At 66.6% G+C, this 24,319-nt stretch carries 2 protein-coding genes; both read left to right on the forward strand.

Annotated elements, in window-relative coordinates; genetic code table 11:
* The first annotated feature begins 55 nt into the window (after window positions 1–55).
* A complete protein-coding gene (locus DBR46_RS23695; protein ID WP_124528166.1) occupies window positions 56–12,862 on the forward strand; it encodes a non-ribosomal peptide synthetase in 12,807 nt (4,268 codons plus the stop codon).
* Window positions 12,859–24,162, forward strand: a complete 11,304-nt coding sequence (locus DBR46_RS23700; protein ID WP_124528167.1) for a non-ribosomal peptide synthetase — start codon at window positions 12,859–12,861, stop codon at window positions 24,160–24,162. Before DBR46_RS23695 ends, DBR46_RS23700 begins: the two co-directional genes overlap by 4 nt.
* Window positions 24,163–24,319 lie beyond the last annotated feature (157 nt).

A 24,319-nucleotide genomic window follows, 5' to 3' on the forward strand; every position in this document is an offset into this window, starting at 1 on the left:
GGCAGCTGAAAACGGACTTTCTCCTCAACCGTGACTTACCAGGCAGGTTACCCCCATGCAGTTCAGCGAATTATTGGCAGTGATTTCCACCCATGCGATCCGGCTGCAACGGGAAGACGACGACCTGATCGTGCTGGGTGACGACGAGGCACTGGAGGAGGGCGTTTGGGACCAGCTGATCGCCCACAAGCCCCGGCTGCTGGCGCTGGTGGCCGAGCATGGCGGCGACTGGCTGAGCCCGGCGTATCGCATCACCCCGGACATGCTCGCGCTGGTCAGCCTCGACCAGGCCGCCCTCGACCGCATCGTCGCCGCCATCCCCGGTGGCGCGGCGAACGTGCAGGACATCTACCCGCTGGCGCCGCTCCAAGAGGGCATGCTCTATCACCACCTATCGGCGCAGCAGGGCGACCCCTACGTGTTGCACGCGCAGTTTGTGTTCGACAGCCGCGCCCGTCTGCACGCCTTTGCCGAGGCGCTGCAATGGGTGATCGACCGCCACGACATCCTGCGCACCTCGATGGCCTGGGAGCGCCTCGACGAGCCGCTGCAAGTGGTGTGGCGCAAGGCGCCACTGGTGTGCGAAGCGGCGCACGTTGACCCACGCAACGTGCGCCTGGACCTCGGCCAGGCACCGCTGTTGCGCCTGGTGTACCGCGAAACCCCCGGCAACGCTCGTGTGGACGCGATGCTGTTGTTCCACCACACCATCCTCGATCACACCGCGCTTGATGTGGTGCGCGAAGAAATCCAGCTGTACCTCGCGGGCCAGCAAGCGCAAGCGGCCGAGCCCGTGCCGTTTCGCAACTACATCGCCCAAGTGCGCAATGGTGTCAGCGAGCAGGCCCATGAAGGGTTTTTCCGCGAGATGCTGGCAGACATCGACGCGCCAACGCTGCCCTTCGGTTTGCAGGATGTGCAGGGCGACGGCCGCGGCATCAACGAAGCGCGCATCCCCGTCGATAGCAGCCTGAGCCGGCGCCTGCGCGCCCTGGCACGTCCGCTGGGCGTCAGCGTGGCGAGCATGATGCACCTGGCGTTCGCCCGTGTCCTGGGAGTGGTGTGCGCGCGCGACGCCGTGGTCTTCGGCACTGTGATGCTCGGCCGCATGGGTGCCGGCGCAGGCGGTGAACGGGCCTTGGGCATGTTCATCAACACTTTGCCGCTGCGCGTGGATGTGGGCGGGCAGGGCGTGCGCGCCGGGGTCCAGGCGACCCATGCGCGCCTCACCACCTTGCTCCAGCACGAGCACGCGTCCCTGGCGCTGGCCCAGCGTTGCAGCGGCGTGGTGGCCCCCGCGCCGTTGTTCAGCGCCATGCTCAATTACCGTCACAGCGCGGCCACGGACATGGCGGCCATCATCGAGGTCGCCGCAGGCATCCAGGTGCTGGGCGCCGAAGAACGCACCAACTACCCGCTGACGGTCAATGTCGACGACCTCGGGGAAGATTTTGCGCTGACGGTGATGGTGCACGCGTCCCTCGATGCCCGGCAGGTTGCCGGTTACCTGCACACGGCCCTCGACAGCCTTGCGGAGGCGCTAGAGCAACGCCCGGATACGCCCTTGGACAGCCTGGCGATCCTCACTCAAGACCAACGCCAGCACCTGCTGCACAGCTTCAATCACAGCCCTGAAGCCTACGCCGACACCCCGCTGATCCACCAACAAATCGAAGCCCACGCCGCCGCCCACCCCGACGCCATCGCCCTGCGTTTCGAACAACAGCGCCTCACGTACCGCCAACTCAACGAACGCGCCAACCAGGTCGCCCATCGCCTGCTGGCCCAAGGCGTGCGTGCCGATGACCGCGTCGCGATCTGTGTGGAGCGCGGCCCGGAGATGATTATCGGCCTGCTGGGCATCCTCAAGGCCGGCGCTGGTTATGTGCCGGTGGACCCGGCCTACCCACGGGAACGCATCGCCTACACCCTGCAAGACAGCGCGCCGCTGGCGGTGCTGGTGCAAGCCAACACCCGCCATCTGGTGGGCGCGCTGGCGCAGATCGACCTCAACGGCCTGCGCGACGAATCCATCGTCAACCCGCGACAGGACTTGAGCCCGGCCAACCTCGCCTATGTGATCTACACCTCCGGCTCCACCGGCCAGCCCAAGGGCGTGATGATCGAACACCGCCAGGTCGCGCGGCTGTTCAGCGCCACGCAGCATTGGTTCGGCTTCAACCGTAACGATGTGTGGGCGCTGTTCCACTCCTTCGCCTTCGACTTCTCGGTATGGGAAATCTGGGGCGCACTGACCCACGGCGGTCAGTTGCTGATCGTGCCGCAACTGGTCAGCCGCGCGCCGGATGAGTGCTATGCGCTGCTGTGTGACGCCGGCGTGAGCATCCTCAACCAGACGCCCAGCGCGTTCCGCCAGTTGATCGCGGCGCAACAGCACAACCCGCAGTCCCATTCCCTGCGCCAGGTGATCTTCGGTGGTGAAGCCCTGGAGCCGGGGATGCTCAAGGCGTGGTATGCCCGCGCGCTCAATGCCGGCACGCAATTGGTCAACATGTACGGCATCACCGAGACCACCGTGCACGTGACCTATCGCGCCCTGGAAGCGGCGGATGCGCAGCGGGTCGGCGTCAGCCCGATTGGCGTGGCCATCCCCGATTTGCAGCTGTACGTGCTGGACGCGCGCCGCGAGCCGGTGCCGTTTGGCGTGGTGGGCGAGCTGTACGTCGGCGGCGCCGGCGTGGCGCGCGGTTACCTCAACCGTGAGGCGCTGACCGCCGAACGCTTCCTCACCGACCCCGCCAGCGGCCAGCGCCTGTACAAGACCGGCGACCTTGGCCGCCGCTGTGCGGACGGCAGCGTCGACTACCTGGGGCGCAACGATGATCAGGTGAAGATCCGCGGTTTCCGTATCGAACTGGGTGAAATCGAAGCCCATCTGGCCACCGCCGAGGGCGTGCGTGAGGCCATCGTCATTGCCCGCGAAGACGAACCGGGCGACCAGCGCCTGGTGGCCTACGTGATTGCCGAGGGCACATTCAGCGCAGGCGCCTTGCGTGAGCACCTGCTGCGCAGCCTCGCCGACTACATGCTGCCCAGTGCCTTTGTGCAACTCGATGCCTTCCCGCTGACCACCCACGGCAAGCTCGACCGCAAGGCCTTGCCCGCACCGGACGCCCAGGCGTTGGCCCGCCGCGACTACCAGGCACCCGAGGGCGCGGCGCAAATCGCCATTGCCGCCATCTGGCAAGACCTGCTGAAAATCGACCGCGTGGGTCGCGACGACAATTTCTTCGAGCTGGGCGGCCATTCGCTGTTGGCGGTCAAACTGATCGAACGCATGCGTCAGGTGGACCTGCGCGCCGACGTGCGCGTGCTGTTCGGCCAACCCACGCTGGCTGCGCTGGCCGCAGCGGTGGGCGACGAGGTGCACGTTCCGGCCAACCGCATTACCGAGGCCAGCACGCGCATTACCCCCGAGATGCTGCCTCTGGTTGATCTGGACCAGGCCGCCATCGACCACATCCTCAACCGCGTGCCCGGCGGCCTGGCCAATGTGCAGGACATCTACGGCCTTGCCCCATTGCAGGCGGGGATCTTGTACCACCACCTGGCAACCACCGAGGGCGATCCCTATGGGTTGCAGGTGCAGTTCAGCTTTGCCGACCAAGCGGCGGTGGACGCGTTTATTCACGCCCTGCACAGCGTGATCGAGCGCCACGACATCCTGCGCACGGCGATCCTCTGGGACGGCCTCGACGAACCGGTGCAAGTGGTCCTGCGCCAGGCGTCGTTGACCGTCGAGCGTATCGACGAACCCCTTACGCAGCTGCAACAACGCTTCGACCCCCGGCACTTTCGCCTCGACCTGTCCCGCGCCCCGCTGATGCACTTCGCCTACAGCGAACAGCAGGGCCGTTTTGTCGGCATCTTGCTGCTGCACCATATCCTGCTCGACCACACCGCCTTGCAGGTGCTGGTGCAAGAAATGAGCGCCAGCCTGGACGGGCGCAGTACGCACTTGCCCGTGGCGGTGCCGTATCGCAACTACGTGGCGCAGGCGCGGCTCGGGGTCAGCCAGGCGCAGCACGAAGCGTTCTTCAGCGCGATGCTCGGCGATATCGACGAACCCACCCTGGCTTTTGGTCTGCACGACGTGAACCTCGACGGCAGCGGCATCGTCGAAGCGCACCTGGCGCTGGAAGCCGAACTGAGCCTGGGCCTGCGCGAACAGGCGCGGCAACTGGGCGTTAGCCCGGCGAGCCTGGTCCACCTGGCCTGGGCGCAAGTGTTGGCGCAGGTTTCCGGCCAGCAGGAGGTGGTGTTCGGCACCGTGTTGCTGGGGCGTATGCAGGGCGGCGAGGGCGCTGACCGGGCGCTGGGCATGTTCATCAACACCTTGCCGCTGCGCGTCAGCCTCGGCGCGGTGGGCGTGCAAGCCGGCGTGCGCGCTACCCACGGGCGGCTTGCGCAATTGCTTGGGCATGAGCACGCGTCGTTGTCCCTGGCCCAGCGTTGCAGCGGCGTGCCGGGTTCGCTGCCGCTGTTCAGCACCTTGCTCAACTATCGTCACAGTGCGGCGGACGACGCGCCGGGCGCCAACCCGTTCGCGGCGCGGGGCATCGAGATCCTCAGTTCCGAGGAGCGCAGCAATTACCCGCTGGTAATCAACGTCGATGACCTCGGCGCAGGTTTTGCGCTCACCGTGCAAGGCGTGGCGACCCTCGACGTGCAACGTGTCGGCCACTACCTGCTCACTGCGCTGCGCCACTTGGTGACGGCGCTGCAACAGGCGCCAACCACGCCGTTGCAAGCGGTGTCGATCCTGCCACCCGCCGAACGTCACCAACTGCTGGTGGACTTCAACGCCACCGCCCGCGACTACCCAGCGCACCGCACCGTGCACGCATTGTTCGAAGCCCAGGCCCTGGCGCACCCCAAAGCCGTGGCGGCGGTGCATGGCCCGTTGTCCCTGAGCTACGGCGACCTCAACCGCCGCGCCAACCGCCTGGCGCACTACCTGATCGGCGAAGGCGTACAGCCGGGTGAAAGCGTGGCGATTGCCCTGCCGCGGGGCCTGGACCTGCTGGTTTGCGAACTGGCGATCCTCAAATGTGCGGCCGTCTACGTACCGCTGGACATCAACGCCCCGGCCGAGCGCCAGGCCTTTATCGTGCAGGACAGCGGCGCCCGCCGGGTACTCGACGACCTCAGCGTGCTCGCGCTGGAGACACAGTCGTCACGCAATCCTGAGCTGGACCAGTCCCCGGAAAGCGTCGCCTACATCCTCTACACCTCCGGCTCCACCGGCACGCCGAAGGGCGTGCAAGTGCCGCACCGCGCGATCTCGCGCTTGGTGCTCAACAACGGCTATGCCGATTTCAATGCGCGTGACCGCGTGGCCTTCGCCTCCAACCCGGCGTTCGATGCGAGCACCCTCGACGTGTGGGCGCCGTTGCTCAATGGCGGTTGCGTGGTGGTGGTCGAGCAGGCGGTGCTGTTGTCCCAGGCCGCCTTCGCCGTGTTGCTAGAAGAACAGGCCGTCAGCGTGTTGTGGATGACTGCCGGGTTGTTCCATCAGTACGCCGATGCCTTGTTGCCGGTGTTCCGCCAACTGCGCTACCTGATCGTCGGCGGCGATGTGCTCGACCCGCTGGTGATCAGCCGCGTACTCGCCCATGGCAAGCCGCAGCACCTGCTCAATGGCTACGGGCCGACCGAGGCGACGACGTTTTCCACCACCTTTGAAATCACCACGGCGGGCACGGCGGCGATTCCCATTGGACGGCCGTTGGCGAACGCCCAGGCTTTTGTGCTGGACGCGCACCAACAACCCGTGCCGCTGGGTGTGACCGGCGAGCTGTACATCGGCGGCGCGGGTGTGGCGTTGGGGTATCTGAACCAGCCGCAACTGACCGCCGAAAAATTCATCGCCAACCCTTTCGGCGACGGCGTGCTGTACCGCACCGGCGACCTCGCATGCTGGCAGGCCGACGGTAACCTGCAGTACCAGGGGCGCAGTGACCTGCAAGTGAAGATTCGCGGTTTTCGCATCGAGCCCGGGGAAATCGAAACCTGCCTCGCCGCCTTCCCCGGCGTGAAAGACGTGGTGGTACTGGCCCGCGAAGACGTGCCCGGCGACAAACGCCTGGTGGCCTACTACACCGCCCCAGAAACGCTGGAAATCCAAGCCCTGCGCGCCCACCTGCAAGGCCGCTTGCCGGACTATATGGTGCCATCGGCCTATGTGTGGCTGGCCCTGTTGCCGCTCACCGCCAACGGCAAGCTCGACCGCAAAGGCCTGCCGGTGCCCGACGCGAGCGCATTGCTCAGCCGAGGCTTCGAGGCGCCGGAAGGCGAAGTGGAAACCTTGCTCGCGCAGATCTGGCAGGACGTGCTCAAGCTGGATCGCGTGGGTCGGCACGATCATTTCTTCGAACTGGGTGGCCACTCGTTGCTGGCGGTCAGCCTGATCGAACGCATGCGCCAGGTCGGCCTGAGCTGCGACGTACGCGTGCTGTTCAGCCAGCCAAGCCTGGCGGCGTTGGCAGCGGCGGTGGGCAGCGGGCGCGAGGTGGTGGTGCCGGCCAATGGCATTGCCGCCGGTTGCGCGCAGATCACGCCGTCGATGCTGACCCTGCTGCAACTGGATCAGCCGGCCATCGAGCGTATCGTTGCGAGCGTCCCCGGTGGCGCGGCGAATGTGCAGGATATCTACCCGCTGGCGCCGTTGCAGGAAGGCATCCTTTACCACCATCTCAGCGCCGAGCAAGGCGATCCGTACCTGCTGCAATCGCGCATGGCCTTCGACAGCCTGGAGCGCTTGCACGGTTTTATGGGCGCGCTGCAACAGGTGGTGGCGCGCCACGACATCCTGCGCACCGGCGTGGTCTGGGAAGGCCTGGACAGCCCGGTGCAAGTGGTGTGGCGTGACGCCCAGCTGAGTGTGCAGGCGGTGGCCCTGGACCCGGCCGACGGCGACGTCATCGCCCAACTGCACGGGCGGTTCGATGCCCGTCACTACCGGCTGGACCTCACCCAGGCGCCGCTGTTGCGCATGGTCTACGCCGAGGACCCGGCCAACGGCCGTGTGGCGGCGATCCTGCTGTTCCACCACTTGGCGCTGGACCACACCGCCATGGAGGTGGTCGGCGAGGAGATGCAAGCGCTCCTGTGCAACCAGGCGGCTGGGTTGCCGGCGGCAGCGCCGTTTCGCAACTACGTGGCCCAGGCGCGCCTGGGTGTCAGCGAGGCGCAGCACGAGCAGTTTTTTCGCGAGATGCTCGCCGACATCGATGAACCGAGCCTGCCGTTTGGCGTGCGGGATGTGCAGGGCGACGGGCGTGATATCGAAGAGGCCGAGCAAGCCCTGGACGCGGCGCTGGCCCAGCGGGTTCGCGAGCAGGCACGCCGTTGCGGCGTCAGTGCGGCGAGCCTGATGCACCTGGCGTGGGCGCAGGTATTGGGGCTGGTGTGCGGGCGTGATGAGGTAGTGTTCGGCACCGTGTTGATGGGCCGCCTGCAAGCGGGTGACGGTGCGGACCGGGCGCTGGGCATGTTCATCAACACCTTGCCGCTGCGGGTGGACCTGGCGGCGAGCGCAACATCGGCAGTCAAGGCGACCCACGCGCGGCTGAGCGCCTTGCTCGGCCATGAGCATGCCTCGCTGGCCCTGGCCCAGCGTTGCAGCGGCGTGGCAGCGGGGTCGCCGTTGTTCAGCAGCCTGCTCAATTATCGCCACAGCAGCCCCGACGCCATGGCCCGCGACGGTCACGGTATCTGGGCTGGCGTGCAGTTGCTGGGCGGCGAAGAGCGCAGCAATTACCCGCTGACCTTGAGCGTAGACGACTTCGGCACAGGCTTTGGCCTGACGGTGCTGGCGCTGCCGCAGATCGGCGCGCAGCGCCTGTGCGGTTACATGCACAACGCCGTGGAGCAGTTGGTGGTCAGCCTGGAAAACGCAACGCCGGCCGTGCTCAGTCAACTGCCGATCTTGCCGGACGCGGAGCGCGACACCCTGCTGCGCGAGTTCAACGCCAGTCAGTCCGATTTCCCCAAGGGCCACACCGTGCACGGCGCCTTCGAAGTCCAGGCTGAACGCCAGCCGGACGCGGTGGCCGTGATGCAAGACGGCGCTTCCCTGACCTATCAGCAGCTCAACCGGCGCGCCAACCAACTGGCCCATCACCTGCTGGCGCTGGGCGTGCAGCCCGACGACCGTGTCGCAATCTGCTGCCGTCGTGGCCCGCAGATGCTGGTGGGCTTGCTCGGCATCCTCAAGGCGGGCGCCGGTTACGTGCCCATCGACCCGGCGTATCCCGCCGAGCGCATTGCCTATCTGCTGCAAGACAGCGCCCCGGTGGCCGTGCTGGCCGAGGCCAGCACCCGCGCGCTGTTGGGCGGATTTGCGCCTGTCGACCTGCATGCTCACGGTCTGGACCAGCCCACCCACAACCCGCAACTCAGCGCGCTGACCCCGGCGCACCTGGCCTACGTGATCTACACCTCCGGCTCCACCGGCCAGCCCAAGGGCGTGATGGTCGAGCACCACACCGTGGAAAACCTGGTGCACTGGCATTGCGACGCCTTTGGCGTGGATGCCCGCAGCCACACCAGCAGCGTCGCCGGGTTCGGCTTTGATGCGATGGCCTGGGAAGTCTGGCCGGCGCTGTGTGTCGGTGCGACCCTGCACCTGCCGCCCGCCGAGGTGGGCAATGAACAGATCGACGCGCTGCTCGCCTGGTGGCTGGCGCAGCCGCTGGACGTGAGCTTCCTGCCGACGCCGGTGGCCGAGTACGCCTTCAGCCAGCAGCTGCTGCACCCGACGTTACGCATCCTGCTGATCGGCGGCGACCGCCTGCGCCAGTTCAATCAGGAACGGCGCTTTGCCGTGATCAACAACTACGGCCCCACCGAAGCCACGGTGGTCGCCACCTCTGGCCGCGTGCGTGCCGGGCAGGCGTTGCATATCGGCCGGCCCATGGCGAACGCCAGCGTCTACCTGCTGGACGCGCACTTGCGCCCGGTGCCGTTGGGCGTGGCCGGCGAATTGTATGTGGGCGGCAGCGGCGTGGCGCGGGGTTACTTGAACCGCCCGGACCTGACCGCCGAACGCTTCCTGGAGGACCCGTTCAACGGCGGGCGCATGTACCGCAGCGGCGACCTGGCGCGCTGGTTGCCCGATGGCAACATCGAGTACCTGGGCCGTAACGATGATCAAGTGAAGTTGCGTGGCATACGCGTGGAGCTGGGCGAAATCGAAAGCCATCTCGCCGCACTCGACGGTGTTGGCGAAGCGGTGGTGCTGGTGCGCGAAGAGCGCTTGATCGCCTGGTTCACCGCCCGGCAACCGCTTGAAATCGAGCACTTGCGCACGCAACTGCAAGCGCAACTCCCCGCCGCCCTGGTGCCGGTGGCCTATGTGCAGGTGCACGCGCTGCCCCTGACCGCCAACGGCAAGCTCGACCGCAAGGCGCTGCCTGAACCAGATCAGGGCGCGTTGCTTAGCCGTGAGTACGCCGCGCCGCAAGGGGCCGTCGAAACCACTTTGGCGGCGATCTGGGCCGAGGTGTTGCAGGTGGAACAGGTCGGCCGGCATGACCACTTCTTTGAACTGGGCGGCCATTCCCTGCTGGCCGTCAGCCTGATTGAACGCATGCGCCAGGCCGGTCTCAGTGCCGATGTGCGCGTGCTGTTCAGCCAGCCGACCCTGGCGGCCCTGGCCGCTGCCGTCGGCAGTGGTCGCGATGTAGAGGTGCCGGCCAATCGCATTTCTGTCGATTGCCAACGCATCACCCCGGACCTGCTGTCGCTGGTTGCGCTGGACCAACAGACGATTGATCAAGTAGTCGCCCAGGTCCCCGGTGGCGCCGCCAATGTGCAGGATATCTACCCGCTGGCGCCGTTGCAGGAGGGCATCCTTTACCACCACATCACGGCCGGGCAGGGCGATCCGTACCTGCTGCAATCGCACCTGGCCTTTGCCAGCCTGGAACGCCTGCAGGCCTTTGCCCAGGCGCTGCAACAGGTGATCGACCGCCACGATATCCTGCGCACCGCCGTGGTCTGGGAAGGCCTGGCGCAACCGCTGCAAGTGGTGTGGCGCAAGGCGCAGTTGCACGTGCAGGCCGGTGACCTGCTGGGCTTTGACCCGCGTCACTACCGCGTGCCGCTGGATCAGGCGCCGTTGATCCGTTTGGTGTACGCCCAGGACCCGGATCAGCAACGGGTGAATGCACTTCTGTTGTTCCACCACATCGCCCTCGACCACACCGCCCTCGACCGCGTGCGCCACGAGATGCAAGCCAGCCTGCTCGGGCAGCCGCAGCCGGTCGGGGACGCCACGCCGTACCGCAACTACGTGGCCCAGGCGCGCCTGGGGGTGAGTGAGCAGGAACACGAACAATTCTTCCGCGAGATGCTCGCTGATATCGATGAGCCGACCCTGCCGTTCGGCCTGCAGGATGTGCGCGGCGACGGCACGGCCATCGAAGAGGCCCAGCAGCACCTGACGCCTGAGCTCAACCAACGCCTGCGGGCCCAGGCGCGCTTGCTTGGGGTCAGCGCGGCCAGCCTGTTCCACCTGGCCTGGGCGCGGGTGCTCGCCAGCACGTCCGGCCAGGAACAGGTGGTGTTCGGCACCGTGTTGTTGGGCCGCATGCAGGGCGGCAAAGGCAGTGATCGGGCGCTGGGCATGTTCATCAACACCTTGCCATTGCGGGTGGATATCGACTTAACCGGCGTACGCGTTGCGGTCAAGCACACCCATGGGCGGCTGAGCGCGCTGCTCGGGCATGAACACGCCTCGCTGGCGCTGGCCCAGCGTTGCAGCGGTGTCGCTGCGCCGCAGCCGTTGTTCAGCGCGATGCTCAATTACCGTCACAGTGACAGCCGGCAGGCGCCGGTGTCCGCGGCCTGGCAGGGCATCGAGACACTGGCCAGCGAAGAACGCACCAACTACCCGTTGACGCTTAACGTGGATGACCAGGGCGACGGTTTCCGCCTGACTGCCCTGGCGGCGACGCCGATTGGCGCGCAACGCTTCTGCGGCTATGTGCAAGTGACCCTGCAGGGCCTGGTGGAAGCGCTGGAGCAGGCGCCGCAGTTGCCGGTCAATCGCCTGCCGGTGCTGGAAGCCCAGGAACGCCAGCAAGTGCTCGGCGCGTTCAACGCCACCGAAGTGGCGTATGACCTCGATCAGACCCTGCATGGCATGTTCGAACGGCAGGTGGCACGTACACCGGATGCGATTGCGGTGAAGGCGGGCGACGTCGCATTGACCTACGCCGAGCTGAACGCGCGAGCCAACCAGCTGGCGCACCACCTGTTGGTGCTGGGCGTGCAGCCGGATTCCCGCGTGGCGATCTGCGTGGAGCGCGGCCTGGACATGGTCGTTGGCCTGTACGCGATCCTCAAGGCCGGCGCGGCCTATGTGCCGCTGGACCCGGCGTATCCGCCAGAACGCCTGGCCTACATGCTGGCAGACAGCGCGCCCGTGGTGGTGTTGGCCCAGGGCTCGACGCGTGGGTTGCTGGGGGCGGTGCCGATGATCGATCTGGAGCAGCCGACCTGGTTGCAGCAACCCCTCGACAACCCGCAGGTAGACGCCGTGGGCGCCTACGTGATCTACACCTCCGGCTCCACCGGCCAACCCAAGGGCGTGATCAACGACCACGCCGGGGTGGTCAACCGCTTGCTGTGGATGCAGGACGCCTATGGTCTCAAGCCCCACGACCGGGTCTTGCAGAAAACCCCGTTCAGCTTCGACGTGTCGGTGTGGGAGTTCTTCTGGCCGCTGTTCACCGGCGCGCGGCTGGTGATGGCGCGCCCCGGTGGGCACAAAGACCCGCTGTACCTGTGCGAAGTGATCGAGGCTGAACAGATCACCACGCTGCACTTTGTGCCGTCGATGCTCGACGTGTTCCTCGCCCACGGCGATGTGCGCCAGGCGGCCGGTTTGGTGCGCGTGATGTGCAGCGGCGAAGCCTTGCCCGGCAGCCTGGTGCGGCGCTTCAAACAGCAATTGCCGGGGATCGGCCTGTACAACCTGTACGGCCCCACCGAAGCAGCGGTGGACGTGACCGCGTGGAACTGCGCGCGCCCCGAGGTGGCGGACAACACGCCAATCGGCAAACCCATCGCCAATACGCGGATGTACGTACTGGACGCGCAGTTGCAACCGGTGCCGCTGGGGATGGTCGGCGAGTTGTTCATTGGCGGCGTGCAAGTGGCACGGGGTTACCTGAACCGGCCTGAACTGACGGCCGAGCGCTTCCTCAAGGACCCGTTCAGCCACGGGCGCATGTACCGCACCGGCGACCTCGGGCGCTTCCTGCCCGACGGCAATCTGGAATACCTGGGCCGCAACGATGACCAGGTGAAAATCCGTGGCCTGCGCATCGAGCTGGGGGAAATCCAGGCGCGCCTGCTGGATCATCCTCAGGTCAACGAAGCGGCCGTGATCGCCCGTGACGAACGCCTCGTCGCCTATTACACCGGCACGCGGGTCGGCGACCTGCGTGAGCACCTGTTGCGGCACTTGCCGGACTTCATGGTGCCCGCGCTGTTTGTGCACCTCGACGCCTTACCCTTGAGCCCCAACGGCAAGCTCGACCGCAAGGCCCTGCCGGCACCGGACGCCGAGGCGCTGAATGCGCGTGAGTACGAAGCGCCCGAGGGCGACACCGAGATTCTGCTGGCGCAACTGTGGGCCGAACTGCTCAAGGTGGAGCGGGTCGGTCGCCAGGACAATTTCTTTGAACTGGGCGGGCACTCGCTGCTCGCCGTGAGCTTGATCGGGCGCTTGCGCCAGGTGGGCATGGAAGCCGATGTGCGCGCGTTGTTCGAACAGCCGACCCTGGCGGGCTACGCCGCAATAACTGAACGAATGGAGATCGTCCTGTGAGCATCCTCGAACTGCTGGCGACACTGAAAACCAAGGATGTACAACTGGCGCTCAAGGGCGAGCAATTGTCGGTGCAAGGCAACAAGCAGGCGTTGAGCGACCCCTTGATCCTCGCCGCCTTGCGTGAACACAAACCGGCGTTGATCGAGCTGCTGAAAGCCGGTGAATACGCGGCCGCCAATGAGGTGCCGGCCAACGCCATCCCGGCCGATGCCGAGCACATCACGCCGGCCATGCTGACCTTGTCCAGCCTGAGCCAGGACGAAATCGAGCGCATTGTCGCCAGCGTCGACGGCGGCGTGGCGAATATCCAGGACATCTACCCCCTGGCGCCGTTGCAGGAAGGCATCCTGTTCCACCATGTGCGCACCGCGCAGGGCGACCCCTATGTGATGCAGTCGCAGTTCGCCTTTGACAGCACCGAGCGTTTCGACGCGTTTGCCCAAGCCCTGCAAGGCGTGATCGAGCGCCACGACATCCTGCGCACCGGGGTGGTGTGGGAGGGCGTGCAGCAGCCGTCGCAAGTGGTGTGGCGCAAGGCGAGCCTGCCGGTGCAGGCGGTTGAACTGGACCCGGCCGACGGCGATATCGCCGCACAACTGCACGCCCGTTTCGACGCGCGCCATTACCGCCTGGACGTGACCCAGGCGCCGCTCTTGCGCCTGGCCTGGGCGGCGGACCCGTCGCAGCAGCGCATTGTCGCGATGCTGCTGTTCCATCACATGGCCCTCGACCACAGCGCCCTGGAGGTGGTGCGCCATGAAATGCAGGCGTTCCTGCAAGGGCAGGGCGGGCAGTTGGGCGCGGCGGTGCCGTTTCGCGACTACGTGGCCCAGGCGCGGTTGGGGGTGAGCGAGCAGGAACACGAGGCGTTCTTCCGGCAGATGCTCGGGGATGTGGTCGAGCCGACCTTGCCCTTTGGCTTGCAGGATGTGCAGGGCGATGGCCGCGGGATCAACGAACTCGACTGGCCGCTAGAGGATGCACTCAACCAGCGCCTGCGCGCCCAGGCGCGGCTGCTGGGGGTGAGCGTCGCAAGCCTGTTCCACCTGGGCTGGGCGCGGGTGTTGAGCGCGCTGGCGGGCAAGTCCCAGGTGGTGTTCGGCACGGTGCTGATGGGCCGCATGCACGGCGGGCACACCACGGAGCGCGCCTTGGGGATTTTCATCAATACCTTGCCGTTTCGCCTGGATGTGGGCGGTGAGGACGTGCGCAGCGCCGTCAAGACCACCCACGCCCGCCTCACCGGCCTGCTGCGCCATGAGCACGCACCGCTGGCCCTGGCCCAGCGGTGCAGCGACGTGCTGGCGCCGACGCCGTTGTTCAGCACCTTGCTCAACTATCGCCACAGCGCCACCGGCAACAGTGAAGCGCAGGCGGCGTGGCAGGGCATCACGACGCTGCGCTCGGATGAGCGCACCAATTACCCGCTGACCCTGAGTGTGGATGACCTGGGTGACGGCTTTATCCTGCGGCTGCTGGCGACCACTGAGGTCGATCCGCAGCGTGTCTGCGCCTACCTGCAAACCACCCTCGAAAACCTGGTGACGGCATTGGAGCAGGCGCCGCTGACGGCGCTTGATCAGGTCGCGGTGGTGCCCGCCGCCGAGCAGCAGTTGCTGCTGGAACAGTTCAACGCCACCGGCGCCGATTTCCCCCAGGGCAGCACGCTGCACGCGCGCATCGAAGCCCAGGCCGCCCTCACGCCGGATGCCATCGCCGTCGTGCAACAAGGTCGGCAACTGACCTATAGCGAGCTGAATCAACAAGCCAACCTCCTGGCCCACCACTTGCTGGCGCTGGGCGTGAAGCCTGACGAGCGCGTGGCCGTCGTCGCCCGCCGTGGCCTCGACACCCTGGCCGGCTTGCTCGCGGTGCTCAAGGCGGGCGCCTGTTATGTACCGGTGGACCCGTCGCACCCGGCCGAACGCCTGCACTACCTGCTCAGCGACAGCGCGCCGGTGGCGGTGCTGACCCAGCAGGCGTTGCTGGAGCGCTTACCGGCCCTCGATGTGCCGGTGATCCACCTCGACCGCTACACCTGGCAGCACCACTCGGCGTGTAACCCCGAGGTAGCGATGACGCCGGCGCACCTCGCCTATGTGATCTACACCTCCGGCTCCACCGGCCAGCCCAAAGGCGTGATGGTGGAACACCACACGGTGGCCAACCTGGTGGATTGGCATTGCCACGCCTTCGACCTGCGCGCCGGGCGCCACAGCGCCAGCGTCGCCGGTTTCGGCTTTGACGCGATGGCCTGGGAGGTGTGGCCGGCCCTGTGCGTGGGCGCGATCCTGCACCTGCCACCGGCCCAGGACGGCAATGAGGACATCGACGCGCTGCTGGCCTGGTGGTGCGCGCAGCCGTTGGATGTGAGCTTCCTGCCGACGCCGGTAGCCGAGTACGCCTTCAGCCAGCGCATCGAGCACCCGACGTTGCGCACCTTGCTGATCGGCGGTGATCGCCTGCGTCAGTTTGGCCGTGGCCAGCGCTTCGAGGTGATCAACAACTACGGCCCCACCGAGGCCACGGTGGTGGCCACGTCCGGAAAGGTCGAGGCGGGGCAGCCGTTGCATATCGGCAAACCTATCGCGAATGCCACGGTGTACCTGTTGGATGAACAACTGCGCCCGGTGCCGTTGGGGGTGGCGGGGGAGTTGTATGTGGGCGGCAAGGGCGTGGCACGCGGCTATCTGCACCGCCCGCAGCTGACCGCCGAACGCTTTCTGCAAGACCCGTTCAACGCCGGGCGCATGTACCGCACGGGCGACCTGGCGCGTTGGTTGCCCGATGGCAACCTTGAGTACCTGGGGCGCAACGACGATCAGGTGAAAATTCGCGGGGTGCGCATCGAACTGGGGGAAATCGAAAGCCAGTTCAACCAACTGCCGAGCGTCCAGGAGGTGGTGGTGCTGGTGCGCGAAGAACGCTTGGTGGCCTACTTCACCGAGAACCCGCAGCTGGACCCGCTGACCGTCGCAGAACTGCGCGCCCACCTGGTGGCGCACCTGCCGGCCGCCATGGTGCCGGTAGCCTACGTAAAACTGCCCGCACTGCCCCTGACCGCCAACGGCAAGCTCGACCGCAAGGCCTTGCCTGCGCCGGACATGGCCGCCGTATTCAGCCGCGAGTACGCGGCGCCTGAGGGCGAGATCGAAACAGTGCTGGCGCAGATTTGGGCCGATGTGCTGCAAGTGGAGCGGGTTGGGCGACGGGATCACTTTTTTGAATTGGGCGGGCATTCGTTGCTGGCGATGCGCATGGTCTCGCAGGTGCGCCAGCGCCTCGGTGTGGAGTTGTTGCTCGGCGACCTGTTCGCCAACGCAGAACTGGCCGCCGTCGCCGACGTGCTGGCCAGCGCCGGGCGCAGCACCTTGCCGGACATCCTCCCGGCCAATCGCGACGAAGCCGTGCCGCTGTCGTTCGCCCAGCAACGCCTATGGTTCCTCGCGCTGTTGGAAGGGGCCAACACCGCCTACAACATTCCCATCGGCCTGCGTTTGCGTGGGCAATTGCATGTGGAGGCGCTGCAACGGGCGCTGGCGCGGATCGTCGCGCGGCATGAAACCCTGCGCAGCCGCTTCGCCCAGCACGGCGACGAAGCGCGGGTGCTGATCCTGCCGCCAGAAGACGTGCTGCCCCTGCAAGTGCAGGACCTGCGCCGCCACCCGCAACCCCAGCAGGCGCTGGAGGCATTGATCCACGGCGAGGCGTCGGCGCCGTTTGACCTGGAGCGCGGCCCGCTGCTGCGTGGGCGTTTGATCGTGCTGGCCGACGATCACCATGTGCTGTTGCTGACCCTGCACCATATCGTCTCCGACGGCGGCTCCATGGGCGTGCTCACCCGCGAGCTGATGGCGTTGTACAAGGCCTTCAGCCTGGGCCAGGCCGATCCGTTGCCGCCGCTGGCGATCCAGTACGGCGACTTTGCCGTGTGGCAGCGCCTGTGGCTCAGCGGTGAAGTGCTGCATCGGCAAAGTGTTTACTGGCAGCAAGCGCTGGCCGGTGCGCCGGTGTTGCTCACCTTGCCCACCGACCGCCCGCGCCCGGCGCGGCAGGACTATGCCGGCAGCAGCGTCGAGGTGCGCCTGGATGAGCGCCTGACCGCTGGGCTCAAGGCCCTGGGCCAACGCCATGGCAGCACGCTCTACATGATCATGATGACGGCGTGGGCATCGTTGCTGACGCGGCTGTCCGGGCAGCAGGAGGTGGTGATCGGCTCCCCCGTGGCCAATCGCAATCGCGTCGAGGTAGAAGGGCTGATCGGCCTGTTCGTCAACACCCTGGCGGTGCGCATCGACACCTCGGGCGAGGTGAGCAGCGAAGTGCTGTTGGCGCGGGTCAAGGCCCAGGCGCTGGCCGCCCAGGCCCATCAGGACCTGCCGTTTGAACAAGTGGTGGAAATCACCCGGCCCACCCGCAGCCTGGCCCACAGCCCGCTGTTCCAGACCCTGCTCACCTGGCAGGACAGCAGCGCGCCGGCCCTGGCCCTCGGCGACCTGGCCCTGGAAGGCATCCTGGAACACAGCCACTTCGCCAAGTTCGACCTGTCCCTGGGCCTGGGCGAAGTGCAGGGCGCCATTCTCGGCGCGCTGGAATATGCGCAGGCCTTGTTCGATGAAGCGACCGTGCGCCGTTATGCCGGTTACCTCACCCGCGTGTTGCAGGCCATGGTCGATAACGATCAGGCGGTGCTGGCCCATGCGCCGTTGGTGGACGAGCGTGAGCGCCAGCAACTGTTGGTTGAGTTCAACGCGACAGCGGTGGACTACAATCTCGAGCAGACCTTGCACGGGATGTTCGAAGCGCAGGTGGCACGCACGCCGCAGGCCATTGCGCTCAAGGCGGGCGACCATGTGTTGACCTATGCGGAGCTGAACGCTCGGGCCAACCAGTTGGCGCATCACCTGCTGGAGCAGGGGGTACAAGTGGATTCGCGGGTGGCGATCTGCGTGGAGCGTGGCCTGGAGATGGTGGTCGGCCTGTACGCGATCCTCAAGGCCGGCGCCGCCTATGTGCCGCTGGACCCGACGTACCCGCCCGAGCGCATCGCCTACATGCTTGAAGACAGCGCACCGCTGGTGGTGCTGGCTCAGGGCTCGACGCGCACGTTGCTGGGCACAGTGCCGGTGATCGACCTGGAGCAGCCGACCTGGTCGCACCAGCCCGTCGACAACCCGCAGGTCAACGCCGTGGGCGCCTATGTGATCTACACCTCCGGCTCCACCGGCCAGCCCAAGGGTGTGATCAACGACCACGCCGGGGTGGTCAACCGCTTGCTGTGGATGCAGGACGCCTACGGTCTGAGTGCCGCTGACACGGTCTTGCAGAAAACCCCGTTCAGCTTCGACGTGTCGGTGTGGGAGTTCTTCTGGCCGCTGTTCACCGGCGCGCGGCTGGTGATGGCACGCCCCGGCGGGCACAAAGACCCGCTGTACCTGTGTGAAGTGATCGAGGCCGAGCACATCACCACGCTGCACTTCGTGCCGTCGATGCTCGACGTGTTTCTTGCCCACGGCGACCTGGCCCGGGCCGCTGGCCTGGTGCGCGTGATGTGCAGCGGCGAAGCCTTGCCCGGCAGTCTGGTGCGGCGCTTCAAGCAGCAGTTGCCGGGCAGCGAGTTGCACAACCTGTATGGCCCGACTGAAGCGGCGGTGGATGTGACCGCCTGGCCCTGCGCGGGCGCTGTTACGCCGGACAACACGCCCATCGGCAAACCCATCGCCAACACGCGCATGTACGTGCTGGACACGCAGTTGCAACCGGTGCCGCTGGGGGTGGTGGGCGAGCTGTTTATCGGTGGCGTGCAAGTGGCGCGGGGTTATCTGAACCGGCCTGAGCTGACGGCCGAACGCTTCCTCAAGGACCCGTTCACCGGCGCGCGCATGTACCGCACGGGCGACCTTGGCCGCTATTTGCCCGACGGCACTATTGAATACCTTGGGCGTAACGACGACCAGGTGAAAATCCGTGGCCTGCGCATCGAGCTGGGGGAAATCCACGCGCGTCTTATCGACTATCTGGGCGTCGATGAAGCCGCCGTGATCGCCCGCGACGAGCGCCTGGTGGCGTACTACACCGGCGTGCGCAGCGAGATCGACGCCCTGCGCGGCCATCTGTTGCAACACCTGCCGGACTTCATGGTGCCGTCGCTGTTCGTGCACCTCGACGCGCTGCCCCTGAGCCCCAACGGCAAGCTCGACCGCAAGGCCTTGCCCGCGCCGGGCGCGGATTCAGTGATCACACGCGACTACGAAGCGCCCCAGGGCGATACGGAAATCGCCCTGGCCAGCCTGTGGGCCGAGTTGCTCAACGTGGAGCGCGTAGGGCGTCACGACAACTTCTTCGAACTGGGCGGGCACTCGCTGCTGGCGGTGAGCCTGGTGGGGCGCATGCGCCGTCTCGGGCTGTCGGCGGATGTGAAAGTGTTGTTTGGCCAGCCGACGTTGGCAGCGTTGGCTGCCGCGCTGGGCGGCGGGCGCGAGGTCGCGGTGCCGGCCAATCGCATTGCGCAAGATTGCACGCACATCACCCCGGGCCTGCTGGCGCTGATCACCCTCGATCAAGCGGCCATCGACCGGGTTGTTGCCTGCATCCCCGGTGGTGCAGCGAATGTGCAGGACATCTACCCGCTGGCGCCGTTGCAGGCCGGCATGCTCTACCACCACCGCGCCGCGCAGGGCAGCGACGACTATGTGCTGCGCGCGCAGTTCGCCTTCGACAGCCGCGCGCGTCTGGACGCGTTTGCCCAGGCCTTGCAGGCGGTGATCCAGCGCCATGACGCGTTGCGTTCGTCGTTCCATTGGGATGGCCTGGAAGAACCGCTGCAAGTGGTGTGGCGCGAGGCCGCGCTGCGCGTCGAAACCGGGCCGTTGCCGCCACGCCTGGACCTGGCCCAGGCGCCGTTGATGCGCCTGGTGTACGTCGAGGAGCCGCAGCGCGTGGTCGCCACCTTGCTGTTCCATCACCTGGTAATGGACCACATCGCCCTGGACATCCTGCAGCACGAAATGCAGGCGTTCCTGCTGGGCACAGCGCACACCCTCGGCGCGGCCGTGCCGTATCGCAACTATGTGGCCCAGACCCGCCTGGGCGTGGATGATCACGCGGCGTTCTTTAGCGAGATGCTCGGCGCCATCGATGAGCCGACCGACGTCGAAGCGCTGGGCGCCGATGAGCATGTCCAGCGGCTGATTGATGCACCGTTGAGCCAGCGCCTGCGGGTGCAGGTGCGGCAAGCGGGCGTCAGCGCCGCGAGCCTGATGCACCTGGCCTGGGCCCATGTGCTGGGCAAGGTTGCGGGCCGCGATCAGGTGGTGTTCGGCACGGTAATGCTCGGCCGCTTGCACGGTGGTGAAGGGGCCGAGCGCGCCATTGGGGTGTTTATCAATACCTTGCCGCTGCGGGTCGATCTGGGGGAGCGCAGCGTACTTGAAGCGTTGCGCGCGACCCACGGGCGCCTGACCCAGTTGCTCAGCCATGAACACGCGCCGCTGGCGCTGGCCCAGCGTTGCAGCGGCGTGCCGGTGGGTACGCCGTTGTTTGGCACGCTGTTCAACTATCGCCACAGCGCCACGCCGGTGGGCAGCGAGGGCTGGCAGGGCATTCAGCTGCTCAAGGCCGAGGAACACAGTAATTACGGCTTGTCCCTGAGTGTTGATGACCTGGCGGACGGTTTCGCCTTGAAGGCCGTGGGGCAGGGCGCGCGGCGTCTCTGCGACTACCTGCACACCGCCGTGGAGCAACTGGTGCAGGCGTTGGAGCACGACAGCGAGGTTGTCATCGGCCACTTGCCGATCCTGTCGATTGCCGAGCGCCGGCAGTTGGCCGGATTCAATGCCACCACGCGCGTGTTTCCGCGGGAGCACACGGTGCAGCGCCTGTTCGAAGCCCAGGCCCAGGCGCGTCCCGACGCGCTGGCCGTGGTGGAGGGCGCGCAAGGGCTGAGTTATGGCGAGCTGAACCGCCGCGCCAACCGTCTGGCCCATCATCTGCTGGGGCTGGGGGTGCGTGCCGGCGATAACGTTGCGCTGCTGTTGCCGCGCTCCGTGGACCTGCTGGTCAGCCAACTGGCCGTGCTCAAGTGCGCGGCTGCCTATGTGCCGCTGGATATCCACGCGCCTGCCGAACGCCAGGGGTTCATGCTGCAAGACAGTGCGGCCGCCTGCGTGTTGACGCGCAGCGATACCGTTGTCGATGGCGCGGTTCAACGGTTGGACCTGGACAGCCTGACCCTCGACCCGCAACCGAGCCACAACCCCGGCCTGTCGCAGTCGTCGGAAAGCGTGGCGTACATCATGTACACCTCCGGCTCCACCGGCACGCCCAAAGGTGTGTTGGTGCCCCATCGCGGCATCACGCGGCTGGTGCTCAACAATGGCTATGCCGACTTCAATGCCAGCGACCGCGTGGCGTTCGCCTCCAACCCGGCGTTCGACGCCAGCACCATGGACGTGTGGGGGCCGTTGCTCAACGGTGGGCAGATCCAGGTGATCGACCACGCCACCGTGCTCGACCCGGTGGCGTTTGGCGCGGCTTTGGCCGAGGTGACGGTGCTGTTCGTGACCACGGCGTTGTTCAACCACTATGTGCAACTGATCCCCGAGGCCCTGGCAGGCTTGCGCATCTTGCTGTGCGGCGGCGAGCGGGCTGACCCGGCGGCGTTTCGCCGGCTGTTGGCGCGGGCACCGGCACTGCGCCTGGTGCATTGCTACGGGCCGACGGAAAGCACCACCTACGCCACCACCCATGAGGTGCGCGCGTTGGCCGATGGCGCCGACAGCGTGCCCGTCGGCCGGCCGATTTCCAACACCCAGGTGCATGTGTTGGATGCGCACTTGCAGCCCGTGCCGTTGGGCGTGGCCGGGGAAATCTGCATCGGTGGCGATGGCGTGGCCCTGGGCTATTTGAATCGCCCGGCGTTGACTGCCGAAAAGTTTGTCGCCGACCCGTTCAATGGCGGCGCGCTGCTGTACCGCACCGGCGACCTTGGCCGCTGGACGGCGGACGGCCTGCTGGAGTGCATCGGGCGTAATGACGACCAGGTCAAGATCCGCGGTTTCCGCATTGAACTGGGCGAGATTGAAGCGCGCCTGGGCACCTTGGCGGGTATCCAGGACGTGGTGGTGCTGGCCCGCGAGGACGTGCCGGGAGACAAGCGCCTGGTGGCGTATTTCACCTGGGCGACGCAGCCCCTGGAGATCGACCAGCTGCGCGCCCATCTGCTCGACCAATTGCCGGAGTACATGCTGCCGTCGGCCTATGTGGCATTGGCAAGGCTGCCGTTGACCGGCAATGGCAAGGTGGATCGCAAAGCCTTGCCCGTGCCGCCGTTGCAGGCGCTGATCAGCCGTGAATTCGAAGCGCCGGCCGATGCACTGGAGCACGCCCTTGCACAGCACTGGGCCGAGGTGCTGAAGCTGGAACAGGTGGGGCGGCATGACAGCTTCTTTGAGCTGGGTGGGCATTCGTTGCTGGCGATCCGGTTGGTGAACGTGTTGGAGGAAGCGGGGTTGCCGGTTTCCCTGGCGGAGCTGTTCCAGCATGCCAATGTCGCCGCCGTTGCGGCGCTGTTGCGTCAGCGTAGCGACGAACCGTTGCGCGATAGTCCGGTGATTACCGTGCGCAGCGCTGGCAGCCAGGCGCCGTTGTTCCTGGTCCACGAGTTCAGCGGTATGGACGTGTATTTTCCGGCGCTGGGCCAGCATCTGCCCGGCGACTATCCGATCTATGGCCTGCCGGGCGTGGCCCTCGGCGAGCCGCACCTGAACAGCATGGAAGGCCTGGCCGCGCGGCTGGTCGGCTTGATCCGCAGCATCCAGCCCCATGGCCCGTATCGGCTGGCCGGCTGGTCGTTTGGCGGCGTGCTGGCCTATGAAGTGGCGATGCAGTTGCTGGGTGCGGATGAGCCGGTCGCGTTCCTCGGTTTGCTCGACAGCTACGTGCCGCGCCTGACCGATCAAGGCAAGGCGCGCTGGAGCGGGGCGGATGCGCTCAAGCGCCAGTTGCTGTTGCAGTGCACGGCGTACTGGAAAAGCCAGGGCCGGGAAGATTTGTTGGCGAGCCTTGGGCAGTTGGACGCGGACCTTGCACAGCTGGACTTTGCCGAGTTGCTGCAACGCTGCCGCGCGGCCGGTTTGCTGCACGCACAAATGGCGGCGGCGACGGATGCCGACTTGGCGAACTATTTGGCACGGGAAGTCGGGCATGGGCATGCGCTGGCGCATTACAGCCTGTTCCCGTTACCGATACCGGTGCATCTGTTCAGCGCGCAAGAGCGCCCCACCGAATTGGCGCGGGGTAGCGATTCGCTCGGCTGGGCAGACGCACTGGCGCCGGGGCAGTTGTGCCAGGTGCCAGTGCCGGGTGATCACCAGAGCATGATGCAGGCGCCGCATATCCAGGCGCTGGGCCATGCAATCACAGAGGCATTGGCGACCTGCGGACCCGTGGCACAGGCGGCACATTCGCCCTTGCTGCGCATTCAGAGCGGGCGTGCCGGGCATGCGCCGCTGTTTTGCGTACCGGGGGCGGGGGACAGCGTCACCGGCTTTGTCGGGTTGAGCGAAGCCCTGGGGCGCGACTGGCCGCTGTTTGGCTTGCAGCCCCGTGGCCTGGATGGCGAGGCGGTGCCCCACAGCCAGGTGGAAGCGGCGGCGCGCGCGAATCTGGCGGCGCTGGCGCAGGAAAGTGCGCACGGCCCGGTGCACTTGGTCGGGCATTCGTTTGGCGGCTGGGTCGCGCTGGAGATGGCGTTGCAGCTGCAGGCGCAAGGGCGCGAGGTGGCGTCGCTCACGGTGATCGACAGCGAAGCGCCGGGCGGCACGGGCCGCGCGTACACGACCACGGCGGCGTTGCTGCGCTTGATCGAGTCGATGCAGCTGGCGGCGGGCAAGTCCTTGGGGATCGAGCCGTTGGACTTCGCCGGGCGCGATGAGGTGGCGCAGCGCCAAAGCTTGCATGCCGGCATGGTCGCGGTTGGCTTGTTGCCGGCGCGGGCCAGCGTGGCGGCGATGGACGGGCCGGCCCGCACCTATGGGGCGGCGTTGCGCACGGTGTACCGGCCGGGCCGGCGCTTTGACGGCGTGGTGCGCTTGGTGTTGGCGCAAGACCCGGCGCTGGATGCGGCCGGCAATCAGCGGGAGCAGGGCTTGATGATCGAAGGCTGGCGCCGCCAGGGCAGGGAGCTGGAGGTGTGGTATGGCGGCGGCAATCACTTCACCTTGCTCAAGGCGCCGAATGTGCAGGGGCTTGCCCAGTGGTGGTTACAAGGTGCGGTGATGCGAGAGGGCGTTTCGTGACGGATGTACACCGAACCCAGTGTGGGAGCGGGCTTGCTCGCGAATGCGTTGGTTCAGTTGGAACATCTTTGACTGACACACCGCTTTCGCGAGCAAGCCCGCTCCCACATTTTTGAACCGTGCCCGCGTTAGAGCGCATTTCACCCCTTGTTTATGG

This window comes from Pseudomonas sp. KBW05 (genome assembly GCF_003852405.1).
Lineage (GTDB): Bacteria > Pseudomonadota > Gammaproteobacteria > Pseudomonadales > Pseudomonadaceae > Aquipseudomonas.